The sequence below is a fragment of the Photobacterium sp. GJ3 genome, assembly GCF_018199995.1.
Taxonomy (GTDB): domain Bacteria; phylum Pseudomonadota; class Gammaproteobacteria; order Enterobacterales; family Vibrionaceae; genus Photobacterium.
The window spans coordinates 33187-47685 of the sequence record NZ_CP073579.1; the positions used below are offsets into that span (position 1 = coordinate 33187).

Genomic DNA, 14499 nt, shown 5'->3' on the forward strand with positions numbered 1-14499 from the left:
ATGGCAACACTCGCTCTTAAACATATTCGTAAAACATACCGCAACGCTGACATCGAGACGCTGAAAGGGATTGATATCAGCATCGACTCCGGAGAATTTCTGATTCTGGTGGGACCTTCCGGATGTGGTAAATCAACACTCATGAACACGATTGCGGGTCTGGAAGATATCACCGCCGGTGAGATTCTGATTGATGGTGTGGATGTGGCACAGGTGGCCCCGAAAGATCGGGACATCGCCATGGTCTTTCAGTCGTATGCGCTTTATCCGAACATGACAGTCCGCGACAATATCGCGTTCGGTCTGAAAATCCGCAAAATGGAAAAAGCTAAAATTGCGCAGGAAGTGGATCGTGTGGCAGCGATGCTGCAAATCGACCATCTGCTGGGTCGCAAACCTGCCCAGTTGTCCGGTGGACAGCGTCAGCGTGTGGCGATGGGGCGTGCGCTGGCTCGGCAGCCCAAGCTGTATCTGTTCGACGAACCGCTGTCGAATTTGGATGCCAAACTGCGTGTTGAAATGCGCACACAAATCAAACGGCTGCATCAGCAATTGGGCACCACCATTGTTTATGTCACTCATGATCAGATTGAAGCCATGACGCTCGCTGATCGCATCGCGGTGATGAAAGACGGTGAACTGCAGCAACTGGGGACGCCCAAAGAAATCTATAACCAGCCCAGCAATATGTTCGTTGCCGGTTTTATGGGCTCGCCATCCATGAACTTCATTCATGCCACGGTTGATCTGGATGGGCAGGATCAGCCTGTCGCAGTCGTCACGGTTGGTGAGCAGTCACATGCTTTACCCTTACCTGCGTCTTTGCGCGAGCGGGACGGACAATCTATCGTGATTGGTCTGCGTCCGGAAAACATCACGGAGCAGGCGGCTGAGAGCGAGCTCATGGCCAGTCTGCCGCTGACGATTGATGTGCTTGAACCGACCGGCCCGGACACCATTGCCATGGTGACACTGAATGGTCAGGAAGTGGCGTGCCGTATCTCACCGGATTTTGAGGCAAAAGCTGGGGAGACGCTGCCTTTGTCTGTGGATCTCTCAAAAGCGGTCTTCTTCGATGCGGCCACGGAGCAGCGCATCGTGATCTAGCGGAGGCGCGTTATCGGAACGGCCAGCCCATCCGGTTTCGTCGGGTGGGTTTTTTTGATCATGCGATTGAGGTCTGCACTTTCAGGCGAGATAACTGATTGAAATCAACCTGATTCAGTTATAATCCCAGACTTTGAACACACAATAGTCAAAAAGGAGAAGAGATGAGACTGTTAGTGGTTTTACTTGCAGGGTTATTATCGATGTCTGCAAATGCAGTGAATATGAACTATGTCGGTTCAGGTGTTTCAACAATCAAGATACTTCATTCTTACTCTGAATATGGTGGCGGTGATGTCTATTTTACGCTGACGGAACCAGAAACGACGGCTTGTCCAAACGGTTACTGGCTGCGGAAAACTGATCCTGGTTTTGAGGCGAATTTGTCGATGGCAATTGCGGCATACCACGCCAAATCTTCTATCGAAGCTTACGGGTTATCTGACGAAATTTGGTCCGGATCTAATGGGAAATATTGCCGATTATATGCCATCAGTTACCGTTAATGTTTTCCGGTGTTCCTGAGTTGAGCAAGCCTGCTGCGAGATAGATTTCGGGCAGGTTTTCTTTGATGATTTCGCTTTTGGGACTCAGAGAAAGCTCCGCTGCACCGGATTCGTAAAAGTGCTAAACTGGCGACTTGTCAGTTCATTCAATGAGACAGTATTGTGCGGGAAATTGAGGATTATCAGCAATATTTTGATGAAACGTTTGAAAAGCTTTCATTATCCTTTTCAGAGTTTACTGAGGTTGAATTTGAAGATTGCGAATTCACGGACTGTAATTTTTCTGAATCGACCCTGAAGCACTGTAAGTTCATTAATTGCTATTTTGATCGCTGTAACCTGAGTTTAATCCGGATCCCGCAATCCCGTTTTTTTGGTGTCACCTTTGTTGAATCCAAACTGGTGGGGGTCGACTGGACGCAGGCGCACTGGCCATCGTTTAATGTTGACCATGAGCTGAGATTCAGAAACTCAATCCTGAATGATGCATCTTTTTTCGGACTGACGCTGAATGAACTGGAACTGACCGAATGTAAACTGCATGATGTTGACTTCAGAGAAGGCGACTTCAAAGCAGCTAAAATGACCTTCTGCGATTTTACCCACAGCCTTTTTATGCGCACCGACCTGCGTGGCGCCGATCTCACCGAATCGACCCAGTACCATCTTCATGTACTGGAAAATCAGGTTGAAGGAGCGAAATTCTCCCGCTTCGAAGCCTTGAATCTGCTCGAAAGCCTCGGCGTTGAGCTGGTGGATTGAATGACTGGCACGGATTGCACTGAAATTGTAGGGGGATAGCGTTTGACAGTCGGTGTCATCTACGTCTCCCCTGAGGCCTTTTCAGGCATTGTCAGTTGGTTATGTTGCTCTTGATTCTGATAAAGCCAAAACTGGTGATACAGTTCCTGCTGGCTGTTAATCTTTAATTTTTTATAAATATTCTTCCGGTGATTTTTGACCGTCCCCACAGCAATCTCTAGCTTGGCCGCAATCTGCTTACTTGAAAGCCCTTGCAGGATCAGCGGTACAATTTGCCGTTCCCGCCCGGTCAGGAGATCGGCTGCAAACTGGTCAGAGACATAGAGTTGTTCGGTTTCAGACATATTGTCGTGCAGGTAACTGCTGAGCCAGTATTGCTCAAACAAGGCCTGCAGCACTGGAAACAGATAATTGATTAGAGCAAACGCCTCTTCTCGTATGTAGCGGCTTCTTGGATTGTAAAACCCAAAAGAGACGCAGATGCACTGAGTTTGTGAGAGCGAGAAATAAGCCATCAGTTCATCATACAGGCCCAGTTTCGCGTAGTACTGATGATAGAAATCGCTCTGGTAAAAATCCTCTGGAATCACATCTTCCAGCGTCTTCAGACTGGGTTCACGGTGGGCGAGCCAGTACAGATAAAAGGGGTCATCCTGATAGTATTTTTCCAGCGCAATGATGGCTTTGACTTCCTGCGCATAGGAAAGGTTATGAACCAGTGTGACAGGCCGTTGATCTTGCTGGTAAAAGAAGACCGCCAGATTGATGCCGGGGAAATAGTCGTCCAGTAACCGGCCAAATGCAGGTAAAAAATCAGGGGTTCTGATTTTAGCCGCAAGATCTGCGAGAGGCTGCAAACTGGCCGGATATATGGGCATTGGGACGACTTCTATCGGTTAATGGATATCATTTAATAATAGTGATATCTCTGATAGTAACGCCTGCTGATGGGGTTGCAAAGATTGTTGCCCCCAGCGGGCGATATCTGCACCCAGCGGGTCAGGGACATGAATCGCAGCATTGCTCAGTGCTTCAATCACAGCGTGCCCGCAGAAAGGGACGTAGCCTTCTGAATAACCGCCTTCATGAATCATCGCCAGTTTGCCCCCACACGTGTCAGCAGCACATTGCATCATCCGCTTGGTCATCCAATGGTAGGTTTCGGCATTCAGAATCATGCAGCCGAGCGGGTCCATGGCACTGGCATCAAAACCGCAGGCAATCACAATCAGCTCCGGTTGAAACCGCTTGATCGCGGGTTCGACGATCTGCTCGATCGTGGCTTTGTAAGCGCCAATACCTGAACCGGCAGGTAAGGGCACGTTAAGGTTATAGCCAAAGCCTGGTCCATCGCCCCGTTCGTGCACGGCACCGGAGTCGATCGGGTAATTGTTGTCATGATGAATTGAGATCGTCAGCACGTCCGCATTGTCGTAAAACGCTTCCTGAGTGCCATTGCCATGATGGACGTCCCAATCGACGACCACAACTCTGTTCACCAGCCCTTTTGCCTGTGCAGCTTTGATGGCGATGGGAATATTTCCCAGCAGACAAAAGCCGTTCCCTTGATGGCTTTCGGCATGGTGACCGGGTGGGCGGGTCAGGCAATAGGCGTTGTCGACCTCACCTTTCAAAACACTTTCCAGTGTGGCGATCGTATGCCCGGCCGAGAGCCTGGCAATATGAAAAGCATCCTGACGAAATGGTGCACAAAGGCCAGCCTCTCCGAATTGCTGATCACTTTGAGTCGCCAGACGCTGCAGATAATCCGGCGTATGGAAGCGACGTAAATCATCATGCTCCGCCAGCGCGCCTTTGATGGGCGTCAGTAACTCAGATAATCCGCTGACATCCAGCAGGTTTTTAAAGCGGCGTTTCGTTTCAGGGTTCTCGGCAGCGGTGCCTGGCTGAATAAAACCACCCGGGGCGTCGAAGACGCTGCAAGGGCCGGTATCGTGCCACAAGCAGTGTTCATGAAAAGCAAAACCAGTCTTGTTCATGGTTTAAATCCTTAAGCAAGTACGATAAAGAGGACTGCGCTGACAGTCGCGGCAATCAGTGTGTAGGGCAGTTGCGTGATGGCATGCTGCACGGGCGTAATGCCACAGCCTTTGGCGGCAATCACGGTTGAATCACCGAAGAAGCACGCATGGCTCCCAAATGCTCCGGCAGAAATCAGGGCACCAAGGGTGAGTGGCAGATTGGCATCCAGCGCGACTGCCAGCGGGACGATGATCGGAAATGCAACCGCATAGATCCCCCAGAAAGAGCCAGTTGAAAACGTGAGAACGGACAGGACAATGAAGGTCAGCACCGGTAGCCACCTGGCCGTCATATAGGGCGTCACGGCATCAATCATGAACGATGTCAGTCCAAGCTTCTCATTCACAATTTGAAGAATGAAGGCGGAAAATACGATGCCAATCGGAACCAGCATGGTTTGGAGGCCGGACATCATTTCATCGAACAATCGGCTGAATGAGGCGATTCCCTGAGCGGTGTACAACACAAAGCAGGTTGCAAGCGCACAACCCACACCAATCAAAGCATCAATATCAAAATACCAGGTTGCGCCGATCAGAATCAGAATGGGCAAGATGAAATTCATGACTTTCGGTTGGTCCGGCAGATCGGGTTGTGTTTCTTCCTCAGGGATGACGAGCGATGCTTCTGCCTTTTTCATGGCGCCCAGTGGTGGAATGATGCCCATCGCAACGAATGGAATGATGAATACAGCAATCCATGGATAGACCACATAGGGAATCAGGCTGAAGTAGTACGCAATCCCGCTCCCGGCCTCGGTCACCTGATTGGCTTCCAGTAGCCCGGAAATGTAAATCACCCAGGTCGAGAAGGGCACGAGCAGACAGACGGGCGCTGAGGTTGAATCCACCACGTAGGCCAGCATTTCCCGGGAAACCCGGAGTTTGTCGGTGACTTTCTTCATGGCCGCGCTGACGGTCAGTGCATTGAGGTAGTCATCGATGAAAATGAGCAAGCCAAGAAACCAGCTGACCAGCAACGCCTGCCGACGGGTTTTGATGTGTTTTTGTAGTTTCTCACTGAATGCCAGTGTGCCGCCGGACAGATGGAGCAATGCGATCAGTCCGCCAAATAAACCGGTCAGGAGCAGAATCCACCCCATTACGGGACCTTGCATGACTGCCAGTGCCGCGCCTGTGAATTCCTGCAGTGCGGATGCAGGAGAAATCATCAGAAAGCCGGCCAGGGAGCCTGCAATCAAAGGTTCGAGCGTTCGTTTGGTGATCAGTGCCAGACAAATCACGATAGTGCTGGGGAGCAGCGAGGCAACGCCATAGTGTTCACCGGCAGAAAAAAAGTAGTGGCTGATAGCCGCGACGAAAGCGATGCAGGTGATCGCACACATCCATAAGAGGCGCGGCGTTCTTGAATGCTCTTTTGGCATAACATTTTCCATAACTTCTTCCAGGTTGAAGTGATTGTTACCCAATTGTTAAGTTTTTGGTCGGCGCTGCACATGTCCCTAAAGGGACAGATGAACTGTGAGATGAAACGACCCTGGAGATTTTATGTTAGTCGAACTGATCGGCGAGCGAGGGTGACATGTGTCTGCACGATAAGATTCAGAACATTCTGACTTGAATAAATCTGAAAAATTAAATTGATGCAAAGTCGATTGAACTTTCTTTTTGAATTCAATATCGATTGATGTTTGTCAGCGTTGTGCAAAATTGATGATGAAAAAAACAGTTACATATTTTTCTTTGATCTTGGACAAAAACTAACAATTCATTGAATGATTTGATACGGCAGCTCTGATTAGGATGAATTCGTTTTATCGATTGTTCAGTCTTATTTCAAACATTCATTGAATGAATTGGGTGAGGCTATTTTACTTTGAGGTTTATTCAAAAAGGTTCAGCATGAAAAAGAAACAACTGATTCAAGTGATTGGCATCGTTTGTGGATTACAGGGAGCGATGGTTGCCCACGCTTCAGAATCTGAATGGGGTTATGAGGGAAAAGAAGGGCCGGAACACTGGGCAGCCTTAAGCGGGGATTACAGCACTTGCGGCACCGGGAAAAATCAGTCGCCGATTGATTTAACAGCGACGGTTGAGGGAAAACTGAGCCCATTGTCGCTGCATTATCAACCCTCTCAAGCCAGCGTGATTGATAACGGCCATACGGTTCAGGTGAATTATGCACCGGGGAGTTATATCACTTTAGATGGGCAGCAATTTGAATTAAAACAATTCCATTTTCATACACCCAGCGAAAATCAAATTCACGGGCGATCTTTCCCGCTCGAGGGCCATTTTGTGCATGCGGATAAACAGGGCAATCTGGCTGTGATTGCCGTGATGTTTCAGGAGGGCTCAGAAAATCAGATGCTCGCCACGATCTGGTCACAGCTGTCGCGCACGGTGGGTGAAACAGTCGCATTGTCACAGCCTGTGGATGCAAACCAAATCCTGCCAGTGCAGCAGGATTACTATCGCTTCAGTGGTTCTTTAACCACACCACCGTGCACGGAGGGCGTTCGCTGGATCGTGATGAAACAACCGCAAACTATTTCGTCTGCGCAGGTGGCAACCTTCCAAAAATTATTGGGTCACAGTAACAACCGGCCAGTTCAACCCCTGAATGGTCGGGTGGTTGTTTCGTCTTAAATGGCAGCCATGCTTTTTTTGTGCCCTGAATGCTCAGGGCACTTTCAATCCACCGTGAAGTGAATCGCAATATTGTTCATCGACTGATTTATTTTCTTTCTATTTTGAAAATATCTCTTATGGATTAAAGTCTTGCTGAAATTAATATTTTCACGAATAGTCCAGACATTTGTTGTTTTTATTCTCTGTCACGGAAAGTTGAGTAAACGATGCAAACTTATCTTATTTCCTCTTTCAAAGGAAATTCCTCCCGTTTATGGGTTGAACTAACACAAGATGGACCGATGGAGTCTCTGCTGCAAACTCAATATATCTATTCGGAATATTTTAATTCTTACATCGGAAAAATCTGAATCCTTCAGATATTTTCGGGGTAAAAAATTATATCGTCGGCAGCCTCTTTGTAGAGAATCCCGTGCTCTCCATTGACTGGTTTGGAATGCCGGATAGAAAAATGATCATGAAAAAGGAAAAAGAATGAATACTTATCATCTTTATATCAAAGATGCGTGTGTGACTTTGGTTGATGTGAATGCGGCCAACGTTTCGGGAAGAAGAAGAGCAATGGTTTGAACAAGGCTTTGAACTTGATTTCCGGGGTATGAAGGCGAATAACACCCGGGAGGCACTGGCAGCCATTCAACAGTAGCTGCCAGTTTTCAATCCAAAGTCGAATGCTTTCAGCTTCGCTCTGGCACAAAATCGTGTTCAGGGCTTGGATGGGGTTATTTGATCACGGCTTTGATGGCGGTTTCTGCGCAAATCACATCAAGATGGCCGCCCGGCGCACCTCCCACACCAATGGCACCAACTGTGGTTTCGTTCACCTGAACTGGCAGACCTCCAGCTAGGAAAAGCAAATTGTCATCCATATCTTTCAGCGGGGCCAGTAATGGCTTTTCGTTCACCAGTTTCATCAGATTGGCGGTGGGCTGATTCATACTTGCGGCGGTAAAGGCCTTTTTGCGGGAGCTGTCCAGCGTATGGGTTCCTGCCTGATTCTGACGCAGCTGTGCCAGCACGCGACCGGAGCGATCTACCACAGTGGCGGTGACGGCATAATGATCTTTGGCACATGCTGCGACGGCTGATTTTGCCAGTTCGAAGGCCGTTGACGAAGCCAGCTGAGTTTCGTTGACCGTGCTGGCACCTGCCGTGGCCGCAAAAAGAGTGAAGGCGAGGCAAACCGGTGTCATGAAGTGTTTCATCTTATTTCCTTTTGTTGGTTGGGTACGGCATCACTCTATCTGCTGACCATTGCGGGTGACTTGCCTGAACATTACCGGTTTGTAATCCGGGGTTTTTGCCTGCCATGTTAAGATGCACCATGCTAAGGCTTGGTGAGAGGAGCAGACCCGGATGCACATATTAGTCATCGAAGATGAACCGCATATTCGCGAATTTATCCGTCACGGACTGGAAGAGATGCAGTTTCAGGTCACGGTAAGTGAAGACGGCCAGACGGGATATCAGTTCGCGAGTCAGGAACCATTTGACCTGATCATTCTGGATCTCATGCTGCCCGGGATGAACGGCATTGATCTGCTACGCCGCCTCCGTGGGGAGGGTCATCAGGTGCCTGTCCTGATTCTCAGCGCCCGTCATTCGGTCGATGAACGTGTGCTCGGATTGCAAACCGGGGCGGATGATTATCTGGTGAAGCCTTTTGCGTTTGCAGAGCTGGCTGCCCGCTGTCACACACTACTGAGAAGGCAAACCGGTTCCGGTGTGACGGAAACCTTAACCTGCCACGGACTGACGCTGGATCTTCTGAGCCGGGAGGCCACCCGAGACGGGCAGTCTATTTCACTCAAACCCCGGGAATTCGCCTTGCTGAAGTTACTGATGACCCAACCGGGACGGGTACTGTCAAAAACCGTGATTCTGGAGCAGGTCTGGGGTTTCCAGTTTGATCCGCAGACCAATGTTGTTGATGTTCTGGTGTGCCGCCTGCGCAGCAAAATTGATAAGGGCTATGCGGTCCCGCTCCTCCACACCATCCGGGGGGTCGGCTATGTCCTCAAATCTCAGGGCTGAATCGGCTTCCCGTCAGGCGCAGCGTACCCTGTTTCTGCGGTTTTTGGCCACGGTTCTGGCTTGTTTTCTGTTAGTGATTGCAGCCTTTGGCTGGATTCTGGCTTATCAGGCTGATGCGCAGGAAAGAAAACTACTGGACTCTATCGCGCAGGAATACCAGCGCATCCTGAAGTTTGAATCGGATGCCAAGCTTGAGCATGTGGTCGTCAGTAATCCCAACCGTCTGATTGAGAATGCGCTCAGTGTGGTGCGTGCAGAACCTGAAGGTCTCTTCCGCGAGATCGGTGGCGCACGTTTTCCGAAGCCAATCACAGATCCCGCACGGTTTCAGCCCGAGCATCGTCATTGGTATCACCTGTTCAGCGACAAGCCGTTTCTGAGTCACCGCTTAGAAGGACAACCCTTGGTTTACTGGTTGCTGATGGACGGCACACCAAAGCGGAACCAGCTCATCACGCAGATGACATGGCTGGCCGCGGCTTTGACGATCATGGTGATTGTGATGGCATGGTTCGTTTGGCGATTGCTGCACCGGACTTTATCGCCATTGCATCATCTGGCAAAGCAGATTGACCAGTTCAGCGGCTGGTCGCTGGATGCAATGCTGCTGGCTGAACTCCCTGAAGTGCGCGGCAATGAAGCGTTCGGGCAGCTCAGTCAAAGTGTCCGGCAGGTCATGAACCGGCTGAAAGAAACCGTCAAAGGCATGGATAATACCGTCGATGCGATTGCCCATGATGTCCGGACGCCGCTGTCGAGAATCTTGCTGACGACAGAGGCTGCACTGGGGCCGGCATGGCAGGAACAGTCGCCGGATGAACAGCTTTCCGCGTTGCATTCAGCCTTATCCGATTGCGCTGAATCTGCGGATCAGGCCAGCCGGATGCTGACCACGCTGATGCGGATTCACGATGAGCAGATTGGTCGTCATACCCTGCATCCGCAAGCTTTGGATCTGGCTGCATTGATGTCTGAGGTCGCCACCTGGTACGAAGAAGTCGCAGAAGCGGCTGAGATCCGATTGGATTTGTCCGGCCTGACATCGACCCCCGTGATTTCGGAGCCCAGCCGTCTGACACAGATTGTTGTGAATTTGCTGGATAACAGTATCAAATACAGTCTGGAAGGCAGTGCAGTGCAGCTGGCCTGCGGCCGTGATGACCAGGGGGGCTGGCTGAGTGTTACCGATCAGGGCGTTGGGATTGCACCTGAGCATCAGACGCTGATTTTCCGGCGATTGTACCGGGTCGAAAGCAGTCGTCACCAGCCGGGTTACGGGCTGGGACTTTCGATGGTGGCCGCCATGGTCAGCAGCTTACAGGGAAAGCTGGAACTGCATTCTGTGCTGGGAGAAGGCAGCCGGTTTACTGTCCGGCTGCCTGGTGCGATGACGCAGGGCCTGTCTGGAAACGACAGGACTTAATCCCAGTCGGGGGTGAAATCTGGATTGGCGACCCGGTGCCCAAGATCGAATGTGGTAATCTCTGCCAGATCCGTTTCATCCAGCGTCAGACATTCGGCGTCCAGATTTCTGTCGATGTTGGCCTGTTTGGTCGAAGAAGGAATGGTCACAAATCCCTGCTGACGCCCCCATGCCAGTACCATCTGTACTTGGGCGGTTCGATCAAGCGGCGGTAAGATCAACACAATCCGCAACGGTTTAAAGATGGATCGAATGAAAAAGGCCCGATAGGGCCTTTCTGCTTACAAGGGCACGAGCAGACAGACGGGCGCTGAGGTTGAATCCACTACGTAGGCTAGCATTTCCCGGGAAACCCGGAGTTTGTCGGTGACTTTCTTCATGGCCGCGCTGACGGTCAGTGCATTGAGGTAGTCGTCGATGAAAATCAGCAATCCCAGCACCCAGCTGACCAGTAATGCCTGCCGTCGGGTTTTGATGTGTTTTTGTAGTTTCTCACTGAATGCCAGTGTGCCGCCGGACAGATGGAGCAATGCGATCAGTCCGCCAAATAATCCGGTGAGGAGCAGAATCCATCCCATCACCGGACCTTGCATGACTTCCAGTGCCGCGCCCGTGAAATCCTGCAGTGCGGATGCAGGAGAAATCATCAGAAAGCCGGCCAGAGATCCTGCAATCAAAGGTTCGAGGGTTCGTTTGGTGATCAGTGCCAGACAAATCACGATAGTGCTGGGCAACAGCGAGGCAACGCCATAGTGCTCAGCGGCAGAAAAAAAGTAGTGGCTGATGGCAGCGACGCAAGCGATGCAGATGATCGCACACATCCATAAGAGGCGCGGCGTTCTTGAATGCTCTTTTGGCATAACATTTTCCATAACTTCTTCCAGATTGAAGTGATTGTTACCCAATTGTTAATGTTTCGGTCGGCGCTGCACATGTCCCTAAAGGGACAGATGAACTGTGAGATGAGGCGACCCTGGAGATTTTATGTTAGACAAACTGATCAGCGGGCGAGAGTGACATGTGTCTGCACAATAAGATTCAGAACATTCTGACTTGAATAAAACTGAAAAATAAAATTGATGCAAAGTCGATTGATCTTTCTTTTTGAATTAAATGTCGATTGATGTTTGTCAGCGTTTTGCAAAATTGATGATGAAAAAAATAGTTACATATTTTTCTTTGATCTTGGACAAAAACTAACAATTCATTGAATGATTTGATACGGCGGCCCTGATTAGGATGAATTCGTTTTATCGATTGTTCAGTCTTATTTCAAACATTCATTGAATGAATTGGGTGAGGCTTTTTTACTTTGAGGTTTATTCAAAAGGTTCAGCATGAAAAAGAAACAACTGGTTCAAGTGATTGGCATCGTTTTTGGGTTACAGGGAGCGATGGTTGCCCACGCTTCAGAATCTGAATGGGGTTATGAGGGAAAACAAGGGCCGGAACACTGGGCAGCTTTAAGCGGGGATTACAGCACTTGCGGCACTGGAAAAAATCAGTCGCCGATTGATTTAACGGCAACGGTTGAGGGAAAACTGAGCCCATTGTCGCTACATTATCAACCCTCTAAAGCCAGCGTGATTGATAACGGCCATACTGTTCAGGTGAATTATGCGCCGGGGAGTTATATCACTTTAGATGGGCGGCAATTTGAATTAAAACAATTCCATTTTCATACACCCAGCGAAAATCAAATTCACGGGCGATCTTTCCCGCTCGAGGGCCATTTTGTGCATGCCGATAAACAAGGCAATCTGGCTGTGATTGCCGTGATGTTTCAGGAAGGCTCAGAAAATCAGATGCTAGCAACGATCTGGTCGCAGCTGTCGCGCACGGTGGGTGAAACGGTTGCATTGTCGCAGCCTGTAGATGCAAGCCAAATCCTGCCTGCGCAGCAGGATTACTATCGCTTCAGTGGTTCTTTAACCACACCACCGTGTACGGAGGGCGTTCGCTGGATTGTGATGAAACAACCGCAAAGCATTTCGTCTGCACAGGTGGCAACCTTCCAAAAATTATTGGGTCACAGTAACAATCGGCCAGTTCAACCCCTGAATGGTCGGGTGGTTGTTTCGTCTTAAACGGCAGCCATGCTTTTTCTTTGTGCCCTGAATACTCAGGGCACTGACAATGAGCGTGTGAAGTGAATCTCAATCTTTTGGATCAATTGATTTTCATTTCTTGGTCACGATAAATTAAAGCATGAATGCAACTATATTCCTTTCCAAATTCAAAGAAAATCACTGATGTATGGATTAATTCTGCATGTGTCCTTTGGCAGTTTATTCATCATATTGCAAACATATTTGTTGAGCGTGTTTCATAGACAGGACCTCAAGCATTAAGCTTTTCATATATTCCATCTAAGGTTCTGTCTATGAGCACTTCAATTGTTATGATTGCGGCCCACTCAAGTGTGTTACTGCATCGTGAACGAGTGCACCTAAGTCATCCCACTTGCCTTCATCCATGAGTTTGGTTGGCACCATCCAGGTACCACCACATGCCAATACCGAAGGTACAGATAAGTATTCATCCAGATTTCTTAGGCTAACACCACCAGTTGGCATAAATTTTACAGGGTAAACTGCGGTCAGCGCTTTGAGCATGCCTACGCCACCGGAAGACTCCGCAGGGAAGAATTTTAGTGTACGTAGGCCCATATCCATTGCTTGTTCAACAAGGCTTGGGTTGTTTACACCGGGAATAATCGAAACGCCTTTATTGATACAATATTCTACTGTTTTAGGGTTAAAACCTGGACTTACGATGAAATCAACACCCGCGTCAATGGCCGCATCAACTTGCTCATTCGTCAGTACTGTCCCTGCACCAATGAGCATTTCTGGGAATTCTTTGCGCATTAAACGGATTGCATCGATGGCACATGCTGTACGAAGTGTAATTTCAGCACAAGGCATGCCATTTTCAACAAGTGTACGACCCAGTGGGATTGCATCTTCAACCTTGTTTATTGCGATAACAGGGATAACTTTCAGGCTTGCTAATTGATTATTTAACATCGTCATGTGGATACTCTCTTTTTTGAATTGTTTATAAAGATAAACCCAGTATTACTTCTTGTGGGATAATTGCGCCTTTATGCTGAATCACGGTGCTTGCCACAATGTGCCCAGCTTCCACTGATTGTGTTGCACTGCCACCACAAAAGCGTTTGGCTAAAAAACCTGCATTGAATGAATCTCCAGCTGCAGTTGTATCGACTACATTCTCGACTTTTTGTACTGCGACTGATGAAAAATAATTACCTTCAACGATAAGACAATCTTTGCTACCACGTTTGATAATAATTTCATATACACCTGCTTCTTTTGTACGTGCCATACACTGTTCAACATCAGTATCGCCGTATAATTCTTCTTCATTATCGAAAGTCAACAATGCTGTATGTGTATAAGACAGCATTTTTAAATAAATTTTCTGTGCTTCAATTCGGTCATTCCACAACTTTGCACGATAGTTATTATCAAATAAAACCTGACCTGTAAAACTGTCCAAAAGTTTAAATAGTATTTCTCGGCTATGTTCATTCAAAATGGCCAGTGTGATACCAGTAACATAAATAAAATCAAACTTCTTCAATCTTGCTATTAGTTCATCTGAATTTCCTTGATCAAATAAAAACTTTGCTGCTGATTCATTTCGCCAATAATAGAAGTTACGTTCACCAGTATCGTCAGTCTGAATATAGTATATCCCTGGTTGTTTCTCGGGGATCTGGTTAATTAGAGAGGTGTCAATCAGTTCGTCTTGCCAAGCGTTCAGCATTTGTTTACTAAAAGAGTCTTGGCCTAATACAGTCACATAGCTTATGTTAATCTCTTGTGATTTACACAGACGAGCAAGATAGAGTGCTGTATTTAGCGTGTCACCGCCAAATGATTGCTGTAACTGCCCATCTTTATGCTGTAGTTCAATCATACATTCGCCAATGATAGCTATTTTTAATTTCTTCATTTTTTGTCTTCGCTACACAACAAAA

Annotated in this window: 15 protein-coding genes; 7 read left to right on the plus strand and 8 right to left on the minus strand. The window is 48.4% G+C overall.

What is annotated here, in order from left to right:
* The 3 genes from KDD30_RS16965 to KDD30_RS16975 all read left to right on the plus strand — a co-directional run bounded on the left by KDD30_RS16965 (position 1) and on the right by KDD30_RS16975 (position 2375).
* Positions 1-1107 carry an ABC transporter ATP-binding protein gene (locus KDD30_RS16965; protein ID WP_211651200.1) on the plus strand — a complete coding sequence of 369 codons (1107 nt, stop codon included), beginning with the start codon at positions 1-3 and terminating at the stop codon, positions 1105-1107.
* Positions 1108-1271: 164 nt separating this feature from the next.
* The gene (locus KDD30_RS16970) at positions 1272-1613 is read left to right on the plus strand and encodes a hypothetical protein (RefSeq protein ID WP_211651201.1); all 342 of its coding nucleotides are present in this window, start codon (positions 1272-1274) and stop codon (positions 1611-1613) included.
* A 162-nt stretch (positions 1614-1775) separates the two neighbouring features.
* Positions 1776-2375: a pentapeptide repeat-containing protein gene (locus KDD30_RS16975; protein WP_211651202.1), complete on the plus strand. Its 600-nt coding sequence runs from the start codon at positions 1776-1778 to the stop codon at positions 2373-2375.
* Between the two features lie 59 nt (positions 2376-2434).
* On the opposite strand, the gene KDD30_RS16980 is transcribed toward KDD30_RS16975, so the two are convergent.
* The 3 genes from KDD30_RS16980 to KDD30_RS16990 are packed head-to-tail and all read right to left on the minus strand — an operon-like array spanning position 2435 to position 5802.
* Positions 2435-3253 carry a helix-turn-helix transcriptional regulator gene (locus tag KDD30_RS16980; protein WP_211651203.1) on the minus strand — a complete coding sequence of 273 codons (819 nt, stop codon included), beginning with the start codon at positions 3251-3253 and terminating at the stop codon, positions 2435-2437.
* A gap of 18 nt (positions 3254-3271) precedes the next feature.
* The gene (locus KDD30_RS16985; RefSeq protein WP_211651204.1) at positions 3272-4375 is read right to left on the minus strand and encodes a class II histone deacetylase; all 1104 of its coding nucleotides are present in this window, start codon (positions 4373-4375) and stop codon (positions 3272-3274) included.
* Between the two features lie 11 nt (positions 4376-4386).
* Positions 4387-5802 (minus strand): Na+/H+ antiporter NhaC family protein, encoded by a 1416-nt coding sequence (locus KDD30_RS16990; protein WP_249199398.1) that lies wholly within the window; start codon positions 5800-5802, stop codon positions 4387-4389.
* Positions 5803-6280: 478 nt separating this feature from the next.
* Here KDD30_RS16990 and KDD30_RS16995 point away from each other — a divergent pair, with 478 nt between their 5' ends.
* Entirely contained in the window at positions 6281-7030 is a 750-nt protein-coding gene (locus KDD30_RS16995; protein WP_211651206.1) for a carbonic anhydrase, read from the plus strand.
* Between the two features lie 725 nt (positions 7031-7755).
* Here KDD30_RS16995 and KDD30_RS17000 read toward each other — a convergent pair.
* Positions 7756-8238: a heme-binding protein gene (locus KDD30_RS17000; protein ID WP_211651207.1), complete on the minus strand. Its 483-nt coding sequence runs from the start codon at positions 8236-8238 to the stop codon at positions 7756-7758.
* A 151-nt stretch (positions 8239-8389) separates the two neighbouring features.
* Between KDD30_RS17000 and KDD30_RS17005 the strand changes: the two genes are divergently transcribed.
* Together KDD30_RS17005 and KDD30_RS17010 are read left to right on the plus strand one after the other, a co-directional pair.
* Positions 8390-9067: a response regulator transcription factor gene (locus KDD30_RS17005; RefSeq protein ID WP_211651208.1), complete on the plus strand. Its 678-nt coding sequence runs from the start codon at positions 8390-8392 to the stop codon at positions 9065-9067.
* The gene (locus KDD30_RS17010; RefSeq protein ID WP_211651209.1) at positions 9045-10490 is read left to right on the plus strand and encodes a cell wall metabolism sensor histidine kinase WalK; all 1446 of its coding nucleotides are present in this window, start codon (positions 9045-9047) and stop codon (positions 10488-10490) included. The genes KDD30_RS17005 and KDD30_RS17010 overlap by 23 nt, the downstream gene beginning before the upstream one ends.
* On the opposite strand, the gene KDD30_RS17015 is transcribed toward KDD30_RS17010, so the two are convergent.
* Entirely contained in the window at positions 10487-10639 is a 153-nt protein-coding gene (locus KDD30_RS17015; RefSeq protein WP_211651210.1) for a hypothetical protein, read from the minus strand. The genes KDD30_RS17010 and KDD30_RS17015 overlap by 4 nt on opposite strands.
* A gap of 132 nt (positions 10640-10771) precedes the next feature.
* Complete coding sequence (locus tag KDD30_RS17020; RefSeq protein ID WP_211651211.1) at positions 10772-11350, minus strand: hypothetical protein; 579 nt, start codon at positions 11348-11350, stop codon at positions 10772-10774.
* A 477-nt stretch (positions 11351-11827) separates the two neighbouring features.
* Here KDD30_RS17020 and KDD30_RS17025 point away from each other — a divergent pair, with 477 nt between their 5' ends.
* Positions 11828-12577: a carbonic anhydrase gene (locus tag KDD30_RS17025; RefSeq protein WP_211651212.1), complete on the plus strand. Its 750-nt coding sequence runs from the start codon at positions 11828-11830 to the stop codon at positions 12575-12577.
* A gap of 312 nt (positions 12578-12889) precedes the next feature.
* Here the strand turns inward: KDD30_RS17025 and KDD30_RS17030 are convergent, their stop codons facing one another.
* Together KDD30_RS17030 and KDD30_RS17035 are read right to left on the minus strand one after the other, a co-directional pair.
* Entirely contained in the window at positions 12890-13525 is a 636-nt protein-coding gene (locus KDD30_RS17030; protein WP_211651213.1) for a bifunctional 4-hydroxy-2-oxoglutarate aldolase/2-dehydro-3-deoxy-phosphogluconate aldolase, read from the minus strand.
* A gap of 25 nt (positions 13526-13550) precedes the next feature.
* The gene (locus tag KDD30_RS17035; RefSeq protein ID WP_211651214.1) at positions 13551-14474 is read right to left on the minus strand and encodes a sugar kinase; all 924 of its coding nucleotides are present in this window, start codon (positions 14472-14474) and stop codon (positions 13551-13553) included.
* Positions 14475-14499 lie beyond the last annotated feature (25 nt).